This is a genomic window from Bordetella bronchialis (assembly GCF_001676705.1).
Lineage (GTDB): Bacteria > Pseudomonadota > Gammaproteobacteria > Burkholderiales > Burkholderiaceae_B > Bordetella_C > Bordetella_C bronchialis.
This window is the reverse complement of the sequence record NZ_CP016170.1, coordinates 496,811-512,872: the sequence shown is the minus strand read 5'-3', so window position 1 is coordinate 512,872 and position 16,062 is coordinate 496,811. Positions and strand designations below refer to the sequence as shown.

16 protein-coding genes and 1 tRNA gene are annotated in these 16,062 nt (G+C 65.7%); 12 read left to right on the top strand and 5 right to left on the bottom strand.

Translation table 11 applies throughout. The annotated features are described in order from the left end of the window. The first annotated feature begins 13 nt into the window (after positions 1 to 13). The 8 genes from BAU06_RS02240 (at position 14) to BAU06_RS02205 (ending at position 9,050) form a co-directional block, all read left to right on the top strand. The gene (locus BAU06_RS02240; RefSeq protein WP_066357707.1) at positions 14 to 1,084 is read left to right on the top strand and encodes an ABC transporter substrate-binding protein; all 1,071 of its coding nucleotides are present in this window, start codon (positions 14 to 16) and stop codon (positions 1,082 to 1,084) included. Beyond that, positions 1,069 to 1,932 carry an ABC transporter permease gene (locus BAU06_RS02235; protein ID WP_231933978.1) on the top strand — a complete coding sequence of 288 codons (864 nt, stop codon included), beginning with the start codon at positions 1,069 to 1,071 and terminating at the stop codon, positions 1,930 to 1,932. The genes BAU06_RS02240 and BAU06_RS02235 overlap by 16 nt, the downstream gene beginning before the upstream one ends. Then, on the top strand, positions 1,929 to 2,759 hold the full coding sequence (locus BAU06_RS02230) for an ABC transporter permease (protein ID WP_082987924.1): 831 nt from the start codon (positions 1,929 to 1,931) through the stop codon (positions 2,757 to 2,759). Before BAU06_RS02235 ends, BAU06_RS02230 begins: the two co-directional genes overlap by 4 nt. Positions 2,760 to 2,771: 12 nt before the next feature. Further along, positions 2,772 to 4,355 (top strand): phytoene desaturase family protein, encoded by a 1,584-nt coding sequence (locus tag BAU06_RS02225; protein WP_066343857.1) that lies wholly within the window; start codon positions 2,772 to 2,774, stop codon positions 4,353 to 4,355. Between the two features lie 20 nt (positions 4,356 to 4,375). Further along, entirely contained in the window at positions 4,376 to 5,527 is a 1,152-nt protein-coding gene (locus tag BAU06_RS02220; protein ID WP_066343855.1) for an ABC transporter ATP-binding protein, read from the top strand. A gap of 121 nt (positions 5,528 to 5,648) precedes the next feature. After that, a complete protein-coding gene (locus tag BAU06_RS02215; protein ID WP_231933977.1) occupies positions 5,649 to 7,424 on the top strand; it encodes a class I adenylate-forming enzyme family protein in 1,776 nt (591 codons plus the stop codon). 20 nt (positions 7,425 to 7,444) lie between these two features. Next, complete coding sequence (locus tag BAU06_RS02210) at positions 7,445 to 8,308, top strand: amidohydrolase family protein (RefSeq protein ID WP_066343851.1); 864 nt, start codon at positions 7,445 to 7,447, stop codon at positions 8,306 to 8,308. 244 nt (positions 8,309 to 8,552) lie between these two features. After that, positions 8,553 to 9,050 carry a DUF3788 domain-containing protein gene (locus tag BAU06_RS02205; protein WP_066343849.1) on the top strand — a complete coding sequence of 166 codons (498 nt, stop codon included), beginning with the start codon at positions 8,553 to 8,555 and terminating at the stop codon, positions 9,048 to 9,050. Between the two features lie 61 nt (positions 9,051 to 9,111). Here BAU06_RS02205 and BAU06_RS02200 read toward each other — a convergent pair whose 3' ends face one another. The 4 genes from BAU06_RS02200 to BAU06_RS02185 form a co-directional block, all read right to left on the bottom strand. Further along, complete coding sequence (locus BAU06_RS02200) at positions 9,112 to 9,807, bottom strand: glutathione S-transferase N-terminal domain-containing protein (RefSeq protein ID WP_066343848.1); 696 nt, start codon at positions 9,805 to 9,807, stop codon at positions 9,112 to 9,114. 242 nt (positions 9,808 to 10,049) lie between these two features. After that, on the bottom strand, positions 10,050 to 10,595 hold the full coding sequence (locus tag BAU06_RS02195; RefSeq protein WP_066343843.1) for a carboxymuconolactone decarboxylase family protein: 546 nt from the start codon (positions 10,593 to 10,595) through the stop codon (positions 10,050 to 10,052). A 263-nt stretch (positions 10,596 to 10,858) separates the two neighbouring features. Then, the gene (locus tag BAU06_RS02190; protein WP_066343842.1) at positions 10,859 to 11,494 is read right to left on the bottom strand and encodes a nitroreductase family protein; all 636 of its coding nucleotides are present in this window, start codon (positions 11,492 to 11,494) and stop codon (positions 10,859 to 10,861) included. 44 nt (positions 11,495 to 11,538) lie between these two features. Beyond that, positions 11,539 to 11,955, bottom strand: a complete 417-nt coding sequence (locus BAU06_RS02185) for a cupin domain-containing protein (protein WP_066343841.1) — start codon at positions 11,953 to 11,955, stop codon at positions 11,539 to 11,541. A gap of 96 nt (positions 11,956 to 12,051) precedes the next feature. Between BAU06_RS02185 and pdxR the strand changes: the two genes are divergently transcribed. Then, positions 12,052 to 13,473, top strand: a complete 1,422-nt coding sequence (gene pdxR, locus BAU06_RS02180) for a MocR-like pyridoxine biosynthesis transcription factor PdxR (protein WP_066343839.1) — start codon at positions 12,052 to 12,054, stop codon at positions 13,471 to 13,473. 295 nt (positions 13,474 to 13,768) lie between these two features. On the opposite strand, the gene BAU06_RS02175 is transcribed toward pdxR, so the two are convergent. Continuing rightward, a tRNA-Gly gene (locus tag BAU06_RS02175) sits at positions 13,769 to 13,842 on the bottom strand. 137 nt (positions 13,843 to 13,979) lie between these two features. Between BAU06_RS02175 and trmB the strand changes: the two genes are divergently transcribed. From trmB to thiS, 3 genes are read left to right on the top strand one after another with little or no spacing between them, the layout of a single operon-like run. After that, complete coding sequence (trmB, locus tag BAU06_RS02170) at positions 13,980 to 14,756, top strand: tRNA (guanosine(46)-N7)-methyltransferase TrmB (RefSeq protein ID WP_066343836.1); 777 nt, start codon at positions 13,980 to 13,982, stop codon at positions 14,754 to 14,756. Next, positions 14,757 to 15,707, top strand: coding sequence for a prolyl aminopeptidase (pip, locus tag BAU06_RS02165; RefSeq protein ID WP_066343834.1), 951 nt, complete (start codon positions 14,757 to 14,759; stop codon positions 15,705 to 15,707). A 20-nt stretch (positions 15,708 to 15,727) separates the two neighbouring features. Further along, positions 15,728 to 15,928, top strand: a complete 201-nt coding sequence (gene thiS / locus BAU06_RS02160; protein ID WP_082988495.1) for a sulfur carrier protein ThiS — start codon at positions 15,728 to 15,730, stop codon at positions 15,926 to 15,928. The last annotated feature ends 134 nt before the right edge of the window (positions 15,929 to 16,062 follow it).

The window sequence follows — 16,062 nt, the reverse complement described above, 5'->3', positions numbered from 1 at the left end:
CAAGGGGATGAACATGACAAAGCACGATCCGCAACACCAGGCGCGCGGCGTATCGCGGCGTTCCGTATTGAAGGCCGGCGCGACGCTGGCCGGCATGGCGACCCTGGGCATGGCGCTGCCGCTGCGCGCCCAAGGCCGCGGCATCAGTGTCACCTGCTGGGGCGGGGCCTACGAGACGGCGGTGCGGCAGGCCTTTGCCGAACCTTTCGCCAAGGAAACCGGCGTGCCGGTCACCCTGGTCAACAACGCGGACCTGACCCGGATGAAGGTGCAGGTCGACAGCGGCAACGTGTCGTGGGATGTGTTCGACAGTATCGGCCCGCAGATCATGGCCGGCGCCCGCCAGGGCCTTTGGTCGCCCATCGACACCGGCATCGTCGATACCGGAAAGCTGCTGCAACCGGCGGGCAAGGACTATGTGGGCACCTACTCGTACGCCGGCGGCATCGCCTACGATCCGAAGAAATTTCCGGAGGGCAAGCACCCCACCACTTTCGCGGAGCTCTGGGACCTGAAGCGTTTTCCCGGACGCCGCGGGCTACGCTCGCGTGCCAGCGAGAACCTGGAGATGGCCCTGCTGGCCGATGGCGTGCCGCCCGCCCAACTGTATCCCCTGGACGTCGAACGCGCCTTCAAGGCGATGGACCGCATCAAGCCCGCCGTGCGCAAGTGGATCGAGACCACGCCTGAAACGGTGACCTTGCTGACCAGCAACGAGATCGACTTCTCCTATACCTACCTGAGCCGGGTACTGCCCGCGCAGCGCGCCGGTTCTTCGGTGGCCATGTCCATGCGCCAGACGCTGAACAGCCTGGAATACCTGGCCGTTCCCAAAGGCGGCAAGAACATCCAGAACGCCATGCGCTACGTCGCTTTCTGCCTGCGGCCGGACCGCCAGGCGGCGTTCTGCGAACAGGTGGAGTTCTCGCCCAACGTGGCGGGCGCGACCGAACTGGTCGGCGCGGAGGCGCGCCGGCGCATGCCGGACATGAAGAGCCCTGACGCCGTCGTCATCAACGATGCCTGGTGGGGCGAGAACTACGACAAGCTGCAACGCCGCTTCACCGAGTGGCTGTTGATCTAGGCCGCATCGCCATGCCGCATACCCTGAGCACCAGGACCGTGGTGGTCCTGCTGGCCCCCTTGTCCGCGCTGCTGCTGCTGTTCTTCCTGATTCCGCTCGGCCTGGTGGGATGGTCCAGCATCTATGACCAAGGCTACACGCTGCGCGGCTATGCGGAAGTGGCCGGCGGTACGCTGATCCATCGCGTCCTGCAGAATACGCTGCACATCAGCGTACTGGCCACCCTGACCAGCCTGGTACTGGGCTATCTGATCGCGATGCACCTGGCCGCCATGTCGCCACGCCGGCGCGCGCCCTACCTGATCATGGTGATGCTGCCTTTCTGGACCAGCATCCTGGTCAAGAGCTATGCCTTCACCATCGTGCTGGGCAGCAGCGGCGTGGTTAACCGCCTGCTGGGATGGATGTCGGGGGGAAGCTGGCATGTGGACCTGCTGTTCAACCGCGTGGGAGTGGTCCTGGGCATGACGAATTATCTGCTGCCCTTCATGGTGCTGCCGGTCATGGCCAGCCTGATCAACCAGAATCGCAGCCTGCACCTGGCCGCGGAAATCATGGGAGCGAGCCCATGGCGCATCTTCACGCGCATCACGCTGCCGCTCAGCCTGCCTGGCGTCTGCGCCGGCGTGCTGATGTGCCTGACGCTGTCCATGGGGATGTACATCACGCCGGCCCTGCTGGGCGGGCGCCAGGACATGATGCTGGCGAACCTGATCGACTTCTACACGCGCCAGACGCTGGACTGGACACTGGCCTCGTCCATCGCCTTCGTACTGCTGGCCATTTCCGCACTGCTGATCGCCATGCTGATACGGGTGCAGCAAGACCGGGAGACCACCTTCGCATGAGCGCGCCGCCCGACACCCCGTTGTCCTCCGCGTACACCGCGGGCCATGCCTGGCGGCTGGCGGGCGCGGCCGCCGCATGGGTGGGCTATCTGTTCCTGCTGCTGCCCAGCCTGGTGGTGATTCCCATCTCGTTCAGCGGCTCGCAGGAGTTGAGTTTCCCGCCCAAGGAGTTCTCCCTGGCGCTGTTCCGTCAGTTCCTGGGCGACCCCGCATGGTGGGGCTCCGCCTTGCAGAGCCTGCTGGTCGCATGCTGCGTCACCGTCCTGTCGCTGCTGATCGCCCTGCCGGCGTCGTACGCGCTGGCGCGCGGCCGGTTCCGCGGACGGCGCGTCATCGAGCTGGTTTCCCTGGCGCCGATGCTGGTCCCTGTCGTGGTACTGGGCCTTGGCATGTATATGCACCTTTCCACGCTGCGGCTCGTCAACACCACGCTGGGGGTGGTCCTGGCGCATACCGTGGTGACCATACCGTTCATGCTGGTGGCGCTGGGCGCGGGATTGCGCCATGCCGATCCCGCGCTGGAAACCGCCGCCATGATCATGGGTGCGGGCCGGCTGCGCATTTTCACGGAAGTCGTCCTGCCGCAGATCCGCCCGTCCGTGCTGGTGGGCGCGTTGTTCGCCTTCCTGATTTCCTTCGACGAGGTCATCGTCGCCTACTTCATCACGGGGCCGGAATCGCTGACCTTGCCCGTCAAGATGTACAGCGCGATCCGCTGGGAGGTGTCTCCGGTTCTGGCCGCTGTCTCGACCCTGCTCACCATTCTTTCGCTGTTCGTCTGCCTGGCCATCATGGCCCTGGGGCCGGCCCAGCGGCACAGCGACTGACCGAGGACATCCATGGCGACGAGCTACGACGCGATCATTATCGGCGGGGGACACAACGGCCTGGTCTGCGGCGCCTACCTGGCGCGGGCGGGACGCAAGGTGTGCGTGCTGGAACGGCGCGACGTCATCGGCGGCGCCGCCGTCAGCGAAGCGGTCTGGCCGGGCTACCGGGTATCGGTCGCTTCCTACACCATGGCCTTGCTGCAACCGCGCATCATCCAGGAACTGGATCTGGCGCGCCACGGCTATGCCGTCATCCGGCCCACGCCCATGCTGCACCTGTATGGCGAAGGACGCAGCCTGGTCTTCGGCAGCGATGCGCAGATCCGCGATGGCATGCGCCGCTACAGCGAAGCCGACGCCGCAGCCTATCCGCGCTATCGCGACCACATGGCCCGCCTGGGCGCGACGGTGTCGCGCATGCTCTGGGAGATCCCGCCCGACCCGGCCGCGCCGAATCTCGCGGAACGCCTGCGGCTGTTGCGCTTCGCCTGGCGCTATCGCAATATCGGCGAGCAGTTCTACGATCTGTACGACGTCCTGACCCTGAGCGCGCGCGACTTCCTGGGCCGCTGGTTTTCCTCGGATGAGGTCATCGCGGCGCTGGGCTTCTACGTCGCCTGCGGCGGCGCCACGACCACGCTATCCGCGCCCGGGTCGGCGTATGTGCTTCTGCGGGGATATGTCCGCGATCACACCACGGCGGCGGGGCCGGCCGGTTTCGTGCGCGGGGGCATGGGCTCCATCTCCGAAGCCATTGCCGCCGCCGGCCAGGCGCACGGCATGCAGGTCCGGCTCGGATGCGCGGTGGCGCGGGTCAACGTCCAGGGCGGTCGCGCGACCGGCGTCACCCTGCAGAACGGCGAAACGCTGCAGGCGAAGTGCGTGGTGTCCAACGCCGCCACCAAGGTGCTGTTCCGCCAGTTGGTCGATCCCAAGGAGGTACCGGGGGATTTCCTGGAGCGGGTCGACCGCATCCGTGACGGCTCGCACGCCTTCAAGGTGAATCTGGCGATGAACCGGCTGCCGGTCTTCAAGGACTTCGACGCCGCATCCGCCGGTTTCGACTATCCGACGCAGGTGCGTATCGCCCCTTCGGTGGACTACCTGGAACAGGCCTACGATGCCGCGCGCCAGGGCGGCCTGGCCCCCCGCTTGCCGCTGGTCGTCCTGGCCCCCAGCAAACTCGACCCCAGCGTCGCGCCGGCCGGCAAACACCTGATCAGCATTTTCGGCCAGCACATGCCCTACCGCCTGCGCGGACTGGATCGCGACGCCGCGCGCGACCGCCTGCGCGACGCGGTATTCGACACGCTGGAAGCCCATGCGCCCGGATTCCGGGACTGCGTGGACCACATGCAGGTCCTGGCGCCGCAGGACCTGGAAGAGCGTTTCGCCCTGCCGGGCGGCCACGTGCATCACGGGGAGCTCAGCGCCGACCAGATTTTTTTCCGTCGTCCGGTGCGGGGCGCCGCCGACTATCGCACACCCATCGCCGGTTTGTACCAGTGCGGGGCGTCCGTCCATCCCGGTGGCGGCGTCACGGGCGTGCCCGGCCACAACGCCGCGCGGGTCATCCTGCGCGGCATTCGCTGAATTCCAGGGATGCGAACGCCATGAACATGATCGAACTGAAACAGGTGTCCAAGCGCTATGGCGGCGTGCAGGCCCTGCACCCCGTGGACCTGGCCGTGCGCAAAGGCGAGTTCGTCACGCTGCTCGGGCCCAGCGGCTCGGGCAAGACCACGCTGCTGAACCTGATCGCCGGCATGGTGCCCCCGTCGACCGGACGGATACTCATAGACGGCCGCGACGTCACCGCCAGCCCGCCCAGCCAGCGGCAACTGGGAATGGTGTTCCAGAACTACGCCCTGATGCCGCACATGACGGTGTTCGAGAATATTGCCTTCCCCTTGCGCGTACGCAAGCTTCCGCGACCGGAGATCGTGCGCAAGGTGCACGAAGTGCTGGAGCTCGTCCGGCTGCCCGACCTTGCCGGGCGCAAGCCGCGCGAGCTTTCCGGCGGGCAGCAGCAGCGGGTATCCCTGGCGCGCTGCATCGTCTACAACCCCGCGCTGATCCTGTTGGACGAGCCGCTGGGCGCCCTGGACAAAAAGCTGCGCGAGCAGATGCAGCTGGAGTTGCGGCGCATCCACGCCGAGCTGGGCATCACCATGCTGAACGTAACGCACGACCAGGACGAGGCCCTGACCATGTCGGACCGCATCGTCCTGATGAACGGCGGCCGCATCGAGCAGCAGGACCGCCCGGAGAACCTGTACTTCCGCCCCGCCACGCGGTTCGCGGCCGACTTCATCGGAACGGCGAATCTGCTGGCCTGCCAGGTCCGGTCGGTCAGCGAGGATGGCGTGGCCGTGTCCACGGTTTTCGGCGACACGCAAGCCACGCCCCTGGACGCGGCCGCATCCCCGGGCGGCACGGCGGGCGCGGCGCCCGCGGTGGCGGCGGGCGCATCCGCCTACCTTTTGATACGGCCGGAAAGCATCACCATGCACCAGGCGGGGCCGCTCGCTGGCGGCGGCGCAACGGACGGCGCCAAGCCGCCCATGCCCGCGGGCATGCAAGGGGTCGATGGCATTCTGGAAGACACCATCATCCTGGGCGGCATTGTGCGCCACCACGTACGCGTGGCAGGGTCCGCGCGGATGGTGGTGCAGGAACCGAACCGCCGCGAACGCGTGCCGCTGCCGCGCGACGCGCCGGTTCGGCTGTCCTGGTCGCACCGCGATTGCCTGGTGCTGGACTAGCACACGGCAGATGACTTGCAGCCCGGGACACGCCCGCAACCCCATGGCGCCCCACGCGCCGGGACCGCTCATGACATGACGCAGCACTGAACGCCGCGGCCTGACACTTCATGGAGATTCAATGCATACACAGTCTTCGACCGTGCAGGACGAACTCGCCCGTCGCCTGCGCGAAGAATCGCTAGCCCTGCCCGAATCGCTGGGTGAATTCGTACGCCAGCGCGCCGCCCTGATGGGCCACGCGACCGCTGCCGTGTGGTTCGAACAGCAACGGTCACTCACCTACGCCGAACTCGACGAGCAGGCCGATCGGCTGGCCTGCAGCCTGCTGGCCTTGGGGGTGCGCAAGGGCTGCCACGTTGCCGTCATGCTGGGCAACACGCCCGCATTTCCGATCAGCTGGATCGCGCTGGGGCGCATCGGCGCCGTCATGGTGCCGGTCAACACCTCGTACACCGCCGACGAGCTGGATTTCGTGCTCCGGGATTCCGACGCGCAATACGCCATCGTGGCCTCGAACCTGCTTCCCAAGCTGGAGGCCCTGCCTGCCTTGCCGCCCTTGCTGGCGCCGGAACGCATCGTCGTCCACGGCGTACCCGGTGGCGTGCAGGCCGTCCCGGCACCGGAGACGGCTGCGCAGGGCGCGGTCATGCCGGACGTCACCCGGGACGTCACCCGCGACGTCACGCCGCGCGGCGATGGCGGGACGCAAGGGGATGCCGGGAGCAGGCGCGGCGCCCATGCGGATTGGCATGCCTTGGTTCGCGCCGGTCACGCGCCGTTTACCGCGCCCGTCCCGGTGGCCCATACCGACGTGCTGAACCTGCAGTACACCTCCGGCACGACGGGCTTCCCGAAGGGATGCCTGTTGACCCACGACTACTGGATGATCCACGCCCACAACTCGGCCAGGCATAGGCGTACCGACGCGGGCGGCATCCACAATGTGCTGATCTGGGCGCCTTTCTTCTACATGGACCCCATGTGGCAATTCCTGATGACGCTGGCACTGGGCGGCACGGCCTACGTCGCGGACCGCATGAGCCTGAGCCGCTTCATGTCCTGGCTGAAGGAATACCGGATCCACTACTGCATCTTCCCCGAGCCGGTGCTGTCGCACTACCCGGAGTCGCCGAGCGATCGCGACGTCAGCCTGAAGTACATCAGCATCTACGGCTGGACGGAATCGGCGCGCCGCGACGTGCAGCGCCGCTTCGCCGTGACCGCGCGCGAAGGCTACGGCATGACGGAAATCGGCACCGGCGCGCTCATGCCCGCCTGGGCCCGGGAGATGTCGCTCGTGCGCAGCTGCGGCCTGCCCGCGGCCTTCCGCCGCATGCAAATCCGCAACGAGGACGGCACGCCCACGCCGGACGGCGAGATCGGCGAACTCTGGGTGCGCGGACGCGGTCTTTTCCTGGGCTATTACAAGCGGCCCCAGGCCAACGCCGAAAGCTTCGACGGCCCCTGGTTCCGAACGGGCGACCTGTTCCGCCGCGACGCCGATGGCTATTACTACCTGGTCGGACGCATCAAGGAAATGATCAAGCGCGCCGGCGAGAACATCGCCGCCAACGAAGTGGAGGCCGTGCTGCGCGGGATGGACGACATCGAAGAGGCCGCCGTCGTCCCCGTGCCGGATCCGCTGCGCCGCGAAGAGGTCAAGGCCTACATCAAGCTGCGCGCCGGCCTGACCGCCGCGGACGTTCCCCCGGAAGCGATCTTCGCGCACTGCGCCCGGCACCTGGCTCCTTTCAAGGTCCCGCGCTACCTGCAGTACATGGAAGAGGACTTTCCCCGTACGCCCTCGCGCAAGATCGCCAAGAAGCGTCTTATCGCCGAAACCGCCGACCCCTATGCCGGCAGCTACGATCGCCAACAATCGAGCTGGCGCTGATGCGCCTCCAGGAGACCGCCATGTTCGTCGATTTCTCCAGCCGCCCGCCGGCGCCCGGCTTCGAAGGCAAGGCTCCGCACCTATCGAACTACCGGCGCGTCTACAGCAATAGCGAAGCCGAGGTCGATCGCGCCATGGGGCCGGACGCCCTGCGCGACTACCTGAACACCTACGAACGCCTGGATGCGCGCGCCGTGGTCCTGAAAGCGCGCGATCTCGGTTCCACCTTCGGCTTCAAGATCGCCAACGAGACCGTGGCGGCCTTCTGCCGGGACCACGGCCCGCGCTATGTCGGCTTTGCCGGCGTCGACCCGCATCGCGGCATGGCAGCCGTGCGCGAGTTCGAACATGCCGTCCGTGAACTGGGCCTGCGCGGCCTGAACATCCAGGGCTTCGAACTGGGCCTGGACATCGACGACCGCCTGCTTTACCCGCTGTACGCAAAATGCGTGGAGCTGGGCGTGCCGGTCAACATACATTGCGGAACGAATTTCTCCACCCACGCTTCCATGCAACACGGACATCCTCGGGCGCTCGACCGTGTGCTGCGGGACTTTCCCGAACTGCGCGCCTGCGCCTCGCCGCCCGGCTGGCCGTGGGTAAATGAACTGATCGCCGTGGCATGGCGCCACCCCAATCTGTGGATAGGTACCCTGGCCATCCGGCCCCGCCTGATGACCACGCCGCATTCCGGCTACGAGCCGCTATTGCAATACGGCAAGACGGTGCTCAAGCATCGCATGATCTTCGGCACCGCCTTTCCCATGATGCCGGTGCAGCGGACACTGGACGAATTCGCCGCCCTGCCGCTGCCCGATGCGGTACGCCAGCGCTGGCTGTGCGACAACGCGATGGAGTTCCTGGGATTGGATGCGGGTCCTTGACTGACGCCGGGCATGCGCGGGAAGCGCGCGCGTGCGCCGGCAGCGCGCCGCGACGTCGGCAGGCAGTTTGACGGGGATCGCTGGGCGCATCTCGTTGGTACACACGAGAATTGGACATCTTGGTCCTTCTATTCGTGCACGATCTCGCCCAGAATCCAGCGGACGATAGATAGAGCCGTCCCGTCGGGACACGCATCGATTCATCGCGCACACCGTCTCCGCATCCGGCGAAAGCGGCAAAGACATGAACTTCCGAGATCGCCCTCGCAGTCAGCAAGCCAACGGCGCGGACCATCCGCCCGGGATCGGCGAGAGGATCAACGACCGATCGGCGCCGCCGACGGAAAGCGCTGTCCGGGACTGGCTCGGTCCGAAGGCATTCGGGCATTGGGCGCGGCTGCGAAGCTGGATCGACCTGTCCTATCCCGGCGTTTTCCAGCCGGAGTGGCTCTATGGCGGCAAGAAACGCGGCTGGGCCCTGCGCTACAGGAAGACAAGAGCGCTCTGCGCCTTGCTACCCGGATACAGGCTGCTTTCTGTCCAGGTCGTCCTGGGCCGCGCGGAGCGGGAACGATTCGAGGAGCGGCGGCATCTCTGGCGGCCGGAGTTGCTCCAGCTTTACGATAAAGCTCCCGCATACCCTGATGGAAAGTGGCTTACCCTTGCGGTATCGTCCGCGGCCGACCGGCTCGATGTGACCGAGTTGGTCGGCATGAAGCGCCCCCCGATATCGCGGGGCTGACCCTGCCGCAGGTCCGCGGCCGCGGTCGCGATGATGGCCGGCGTTCGGTCCGAACCTTGCTCTACGCTGCCGTCACTTCCAGCCCACGTTGCACCCCCGGGCGCGCCAGCCCGCGCGCCAGCCATGCCTGCACATGAACGAAGCGGTCGAAGCCGACGAGTTCGCGCGCCTCGTAGAAGCCGATCAGGTTGCGCACCCAGCCCAGCAGCGAGATATCGGCGATGCTGTAATCGGTGCCCATCACCCAGTCGCGGCCCGCGAGACGTTGCTCGAGGACACCGAGCAGCCGGGCCGACTCGGCCACATAGCGGTCGCGCGGACGCTTGTCCTCGTACGCCTTGCCGGCGAACTTATTGAAAAACCCAACCTGGCCGAACATCGGTCCGACGCCACCCATCTGCCACATCAGCCACTGTATCGTTTCGTACCGCGTGTGCGGATCCGTCGAGAGGAACTTGCCGCTCTTGTCGGCGAGATAAAGCAGAATGGCACCCGACTCGAACAAGGCCAGAGGCCGGCCGCCGGGCCCGTCGGGGTCGTAGATCGCCGGGATCTTGCCATTGGGGTTGATCGCAAGAAAGGCCGGATCATGGTTCTCGTTCGCCATAATGTCGATCCGGTGCGGCTCGTAGGCCAGCCCGGTTTCCTCCAGCATGATGCCGACCTTCACCCCGTTGGGCGTGGGCAGGGAAAACAGCTGGAGCCGGTCAGGATATCGCGCCGGCCAGCGCGAAAAAATGGGGTGGTTGACTGCCACTTTCGTTCTCCTCGGTTTGTCGGCCCCGCGCCACGCGCGCGGGCCGGACAGCGTTCCGCTCGGTCATGGTCGAAGGTTTCCACTTTAGAGCTGTGCGACGCGAAATTCGAGACCGCATTGGCTCAATAGCATGCCCGGAAAGATCAGAAGCAGCCTTCGCTGCGCCTGGCGGCGCCGGTCTCGGAATCCTCGATCACCGCGCCAGGAGACGGCCCAGCCAGTCGCCTTGGCCCATACCGGGTTCAGATCGATCCCGCCGGCGCAACGGCAGGGAAATCCTTCTCCGGATCGAACACGTTGTTGAAGAAGTTCGTCAGGGAATACATGGCGACCAAGGCAACGATCTCCATGATGTTCGCGTCCGTGTAGCCGGCGTCGCGCACAGCTTGCAGGTCGGCATCGCCGACCTGTCCGCGCGCCTCGATGACTTTGCGCGCGAACTGAAGGGCGGCGTCACGCTTCGGGTCCGTCGCGTGGCCCTTGCGCGCGAGAATGATGTCCTCGGCGGGCATCTTGGCCATATGCGCGGCCGTAAAGCTGTGGACGGTCAGGCAATAGTTGCAGCCGTTCACTTCGGAGACGGCAAGACCGATACTGTCGCGAGTCTTCACGTCGAGCGCTTTGCTCAGGGAGCCCAGCAGCGCGGCCCACGCATTGAACGCAATGGGGCTCTGTGCGAAGGTGGCCATCATATTGGGGGTAAAACCGATGTTCCGGGTAAACCCGTCCAGGGTCGGTTTGGAGTCGGCCGGGACCTGTTCCGGCTTCAGCGCTGCGGTTCGTGCCATTTCTATCTCCGTAAATGAGCGGTTCGGTGAATCACTACACAAGGTCCTGCACCAGGCTGGCCATCGTCGGTTCGATGGTCGACATCAGGGCTCGGCAAGCATCGGCCGCGCGAACCGGGTCCAGGAAAGCGGTGGCTTGCAGCGGCAGGTAATGGACGGTATGCAGGCCGATGCAGCCGAGCGCGGCGGAAAGATACGGTGTGAGGAAATCCGATGAGCTGTTCGGACAACCGTACCGCTTGGATCGCCGGCTTCACCAGGGATCAAATCAAGTCCAGCACGTCGGCTACGGGACGGCGCGGCTTCTGTGCCCAGTTGCCTGGACGTTCCGCCCCTACGGCCAACAGCATGACGGGAACTTCTTCTTCCCCCAGCCCGAATTCCAGGTGTACGGCATCGGCATCGAAGCCGATCATCGGCGTCGAACCCAGGCCGAACGAACGCGCCGCGTAGATCATCGCCGCCGCGCCGAACGTCGCCGTGCGTATGGCCTCGTCGCGCCTGCGCTGGGGATAGGCCATATACAGATCGCGCGCGGGAATTTCCCATTCCGGCACCATTGCCGCCGGCATGACGCCCGCTTCGACCAATGGCGCCAGGCGTTCCGGTATGACACTGGTATCGACCAGTTGGCCGCAGACAATGAAGGTCACGGCCGCGTCGACGACCGCGGGCTGGTTCCAGGCGATCGGGAACAGCCTTGCCTTCGATTCGCGGGTGCGCACCGCGATGAAGCGCCAGTTCTGCAGATGGAACGAGGTAGGTGCCGCGGTACCGATGCGCACGAGTTCATGGATTTGTTCGTCGCTCAATGTCGCCGCGGGGTCGTAGTACTTGGAGGCGCTGCGGCTCAGGATGCACTCGATGACGGCATTGCTTTTGGTGGTTCCGATTGTCATGGTTATTCCTATGGGCAAAGGTAGGTGGAACAGCGGTAGGGCAGTTACCTGACAGGCGTCGTCAGTTCTTTGTCGTTGGAATCAAGGACAAATATCGCCAACAGCTTCGCAGGCCGGGTTTTGCTCGCGTTCCTGCTTACGGGATGGCTGGCGCCGGGTGGCTCCGACCAGCTCTCGCCCGCACGGTACACACGCACCTCGCCATCGTTGACCTTCGATTCGATCGCGCCCGATATCACGTACGCATAGATGAATGCCGACTTCGCGTGTACATGCGGTGGCGAGGCGGCGCCCGGGGGGTACTCGACCTCTACCGCGATGAGGGATTTGCCCGGAATATCGGGAAGCGCTTGCTCGAATTTCGGCGCCACGATTTCGCCAGGGCCACGCGCCGCTGCGATCGCGCTGGCCAGGATCGCAGCCGTCGCGCAGAATGCGGCCATCGTTCGACGAGACATCATGGTCGACCTTTAATTCCGAATTGACCGCCGAATTCTGTACCATCGATGGTACGAACAGAAGTACCAAGAACCTGAATTTTCGTGTGTACCAACGCCATGAATTCCAGCCTGAAGATCCGGCTCGACCGGAACGCGAAGTCGTCTCTTTCGGAGCAGATCCGCGCGAGCATCCGAAGCGCCATCGAATCGGGCCGGCTGTCGCCTGGCACCCGGCTGCCTTCGTGGCAAGACCTGGCCGCACAGCTGGGCGTGGCTCGCGGCACGGTCCAAGCGGCATATGAACGGCTGGCCGATGCGCAGATGATCGAGACCTTTGGCGCGGGCGGCACGCGCGTGGCGCCGCGGCCGCGCGCGGCCGCGGTTCGGCCGCAGGCACCGCGGCCCGGGCCCTTCATGAGGGCTTATGAAGAGATGAATGCCGGGCCGGCGATTTTCCAGCTCGGCATCCCGGCGTTCGAAGGACTGCCGGATAAGCTTTTCTCGCGCGCCCGATCTTCCAATCTATTGAAGACGGCGGGCGTATCGTCCCTGCTCTATCCCGATCCCCGGGGCGAGTACGAGCTGCGCCAAGAGATCGCGGGATATCTCTCCATCGCCCGGAATGTGCAGTGCTACCCGGAGCAGGTGTTCATCACATCGGGATACATCGCCGGCCTGGGTCTCGCGTTGCGGGTGCTGGGCCTGGACGGCAAGAAAGCCTGGATGGAAGAGCCCGGCTTCATGGTCACGCGGAAAGGTCTGGAACTCGCCCGGATGAATATGGTTCCCGTACCGGTGGACGCCGAAGGCATCAACGTGGACTATGGAATCGAGCATGCCGGGGATGCCGCGCTGGTGGTCGTGACGCCCGGCCAACAGGCGCCACTGGGCTCGACCCTGTCCTTGAGGCGACGGCTTCAACTCCTGGAATGGGCGGCGGCGCGCCACGCCTGGGTCATTGAAGACGACTACCTGAGCGAACTGCAACTGGCGGGCAGGCCGGCACCGGCCCTGGCGTCCTTGGACGAAGGCAAGCGCGTCATCCACATAGGTTCTTTCAGCAAGACGATCAGCCCGGGGTTGCGGCTGGGCTTTGTGGTGGCCCCGACTGAACTCGCCAACGCTTTCGCGGAGGTAGCGGCAACGCTGGCCCCCGCGCCGTCGCCCGTCGTGCAGCTTGCCACGGCGCAGTTCATGCGTGACGGCCACTACGTCCGCCGTGTCCGTCGGCTCAAGCGCCTGTATTCGGCCCAGCATGACGCGCTATGCGAGCAGCTGCGCCTGCACAACGCGGAGTGGGTGGACGCAGGCCTGGCTGTGCTCCTCCGGTTGCCCGAAGGCGCCCCGGACGCGCAGATCGTCCGGGAAGCGATGACGATAGGCATGGCGCCATCGCCTTTGACCGCCTGGTTCGGAACGCCGTCCTGGGCCTTGCCCGGCCTGCTGCTGGGGGTGGCCACCGCGCCGGAACAGCATGTCGCGACAGCGTGCCGCCGACTGTTCGGAATTGTCGAGCGATATCGCCAGTCCGCTGCATAGGGATCGCGTCGGCGCCAAGGCAAGGGACGCTATGGAGGCGACACATCGGAAGCGGATGCGTGCGTCCTTCCGATTCCACCAGGATGCGTTCGGGCAAATTGACTCGCTGCTGCGCGCCATGGCGCTACGGGCTCGAGTCGCGTCCCATGGCTGCTCGCAACGATGGCCGGAAAAATGTACCGGATCGGATGGACCCGCCGGCGAATCTTCCAGGAACCGACGGGCGCCTATAACAGGAAACCCTTCAGGATCAAGGGCTTGATCACTCAAGAGACTGCAGTGACCGTCCTAGAAATGGAGCGGGTGATGGGAATCGAACCCACGCTTGAGGCTTGGGAAGCCGCCGTTCTACCATTGAACTACACCCGCGAAGGCCGTACCGCCGGCAAGCGCTCGCGGCAGGGAAAGGGATTATAGCGCGGCCTGCGCCCTAACCAGCCACGTGGCTACGCTCATCACACCTGGCCCGCCCGCGTCGGCCGTCGGCCCCACTACAATGGCGCGCTATGAATACGACATCCGCCTCCGACGATAACGAGCCCCCCGCTCCGTCGCCGCTTTCCACCGCTACCCGGGCTGCCCTGGCGCCCGCCGAGCACGCGCCCGACAGCCCTGGCGCCACGCACATCCGCAGCTTCGTCCACCGCCGCGGCCACATTACGCAAGGCCAGCGCGATGCCCTGGAACGGCTGCTGTCGCAGTGGGCGATTCCCTACACCCAGCGCGTCCTGGACCCCGCGGCTGCCTTCGGCCGCCCGGCCCCCACCATCCTGGAAATCGGCTTCGGGATGGGCGAGACCACCGAGCGCATCGCCCTGGACCGGCCGGGCGACAACTTCCTCGGCGTGGAGGTGTTCAACGCCGGCGTGGGCGCCATGCTCAAACGCATCGAGGCGTCCGGCCTGCGGAACGTGCGCATCATCCAGCACGACGCCGTGGAAGTCCTGCGCGACATGATCGCCCCGGATTCCCTGGATGGCGTGCATATCTACTTTCCGGACCCCTGGCCGAAGAAGCGCCACCACAAGCGCCGGCTGATCCAGCCGCCCTTCGTCGCCCTGCTGGCCAGCCGCGTCAAGCCCGGGGGTTACGTACATTGCGCCACCGACTGGGAACATTACGCCCAGCAAATGCTCGAAGTCCTGGGCGCGGAACCGCAGCTGCGCAACACCGTGGACGGCTACGCCCCGCGGCCCGATTTCCGGCCCCAGACCAAGTTCGAAACCCGGGGCCTGCGCCTGGGCCACGGCGTCTGGGACCTAATGTTCAAGCGAGTCGCCTGAATGCTCTTCCCCGCCATCGAACCTTATCGTCACGGCATGCTGGACACCGGCGACGGCCACCAGGTGTACTGGGAGCTGTGCGGAAACCCCGACGGCAAGCCGGCCGTCTTCCTGCATGGCGGACCGGGCAGCGGGTGCTCGCCCGTGCATCGGCAATTGTTCGATCCGACCCGGTACAACGTGCTGCTCTTCGACCAGCGCGGCTGCGGGCGCTCCCGCCCCCATGCCAGCCTGGACAACAACACCACCTGGCACCTGGTGGCGGACATGGAACGCCTGCGCACCGAGGTCGCCGGCACGGACCGCTGGCTGGTATTCGGCGGATCCTGGGGATCCACCCTGGCGCTGGCCTATGCGCAGACGCATACCGAGCGGGTGGCCGGTTTGATCCTGCGCGGCATTTTCACCGTGCGGCGCTCGGAAGTGCAGTGGTATTACCAGCATGGCGCGTCGGAGCTTTTCCCGGACCTCTGGGAGGAATACCTGGCCCCCATCCCGCCGGAAGAACGGCACGACCTGGTGCAGGCCTACCGCCGCCGCCTGACCGGCAGCGACCCGGTGGCGCAGCTGGCGGCCGCCAAGGCCTGGAGCCGCTGGGAAGACAGCACGATCACCATGCTGCCCAGCATGCGGCACCAGCAAAGCCATGCCGGCGACCAGGCGGCCCTGGCCTTCGCCCGCATCGAAAACCACTACTTCGTCAACGAGGGCTTCATGGCCGAGGGCCAGCTCATCCGCGACGCGCACAAGCTCCGCGACGTGCCGGGCGTAATCGTGCAGGGACGTTACGATGCCTGCACGCCGGTGCGCACGGCATGGGACCTGCATCGCGCCTGGCCGCAGGCGCGGCTGCACATCGTTCCGGATGCCGGCCACGCCTTCGACGAGCCGGGCATTCTGGCGCACTTGATCGAAGCCACCAATCGCTACGCGGCGACGGGCCGCCCCTGAGCCGTCACCTGACCACCATGATGAATATCCAGCTGAACGGAGAAGCCAGGCAGATCGCACCCGACACCACGGTGCTTGGCTTATTGGAATCCCTGGGCTACGTCGGCAAGCGCGTCGCCGTGGAAAAGAACGGCGAAATTGTTCCCAAAAGTCAGCACGCCGGCACGGTATTGAAACAAAACGACAAGCTGGAGATCGTCGTAGCCGTCGGCGGCGGTTGAGCCAGGCAAGTGTTACGGTGCCGCGCATGGGGCCTGCCCCAAACGCAACCAGTTACAACTCATTGACGATATTCGGCCTAGGGCGTACGCATAATGAGCCCTGCCATTGAACTTCCGCAGCGTGTTCGATGGGA

Coding starts and splice junctions, on each gene's coding strand:
- BAU06_RS02240 (WP_066357707.1), top strand. CDS start 14: ATGACAAAGCACGATCCGCAACACCAGGCGCGCGGCGTATCGCGGCGT.
- BAU06_RS02230 (WP_082987924.1), top strand. CDS start 1,929: ATGAGCGCGCCGCCCGACACCCCGTTGTCCTCCGCGTACACCGCGGGC.
- BAU06_RS02225 (WP_066343857.1), top strand. CDS start 2,772: ATGGCGACGAGCTACGACGCGATCATTATCGGCGGGGGACACAACGGC.
- BAU06_RS02220 (WP_066343855.1), top strand. CDS start 4,376: ATGAACATGATCGAACTGAAACAGGTGTCCAAGCGCTATGGCGGCGTG.
- BAU06_RS02215 (WP_231933977.1), top strand. CDS start 5,649: ATGCATACACAGTCTTCGACCGTGCAGGACGAACTCGCCCGTCGCCTG.
- BAU06_RS02210 (WP_066343851.1), top strand. CDS start 7,445: ATGTTCGTCGATTTCTCCAGCCGCCCGCCGGCGCCCGGCTTCGAAGGC.
- BAU06_RS02205 (WP_066343849.1), top strand. CDS start 8,553: ATGAACTTCCGAGATCGCCCTCGCAGTCAGCAAGCCAACGGCGCGGAC.
- BAU06_RS02195 (WP_066343843.1), bottom strand. CDS start 10,595: ATGGCACGAACCGCAGCGCTGAAGCCGGAACAGGTCCCGGCCGACTCC.
- BAU06_RS02190 (WP_066343842.1), bottom strand. CDS start 11,494: ATGACAATCGGAACCACCAAAAGCAATGCCGTCATCGAGTGCATCCTG.
- BAU06_RS02185 (WP_066343841.1), bottom strand. CDS start 11,955: ATGATGTCTCGTCGAACGATGGCCGCATTCTGCGCGACGGCTGCGATC.
- pdxR (WP_066343839.1), top strand. CDS start 12,052: ATGAATTCCAGCCTGAAGATCCGGCTCGACCGGAACGCGAAGTCGTCT.
- trmB (WP_066343836.1), top strand. CDS start 13,980: ATGAATACGACATCCGCCTCCGACGATAACGAGCCCCCCGCTCCGTCG.
- pip (WP_066343834.1), top strand. CDS start 14,757: ATGCTCTTCCCCGCCATCGAACCTTATCGTCACGGCATGCTGGACACC.
- thiS (WP_082988495.1), top strand. CDS start 15,728: ATGAATATCCAGCTGAACGGAGAAGCCAGGCAGATCGCACCCGACACC.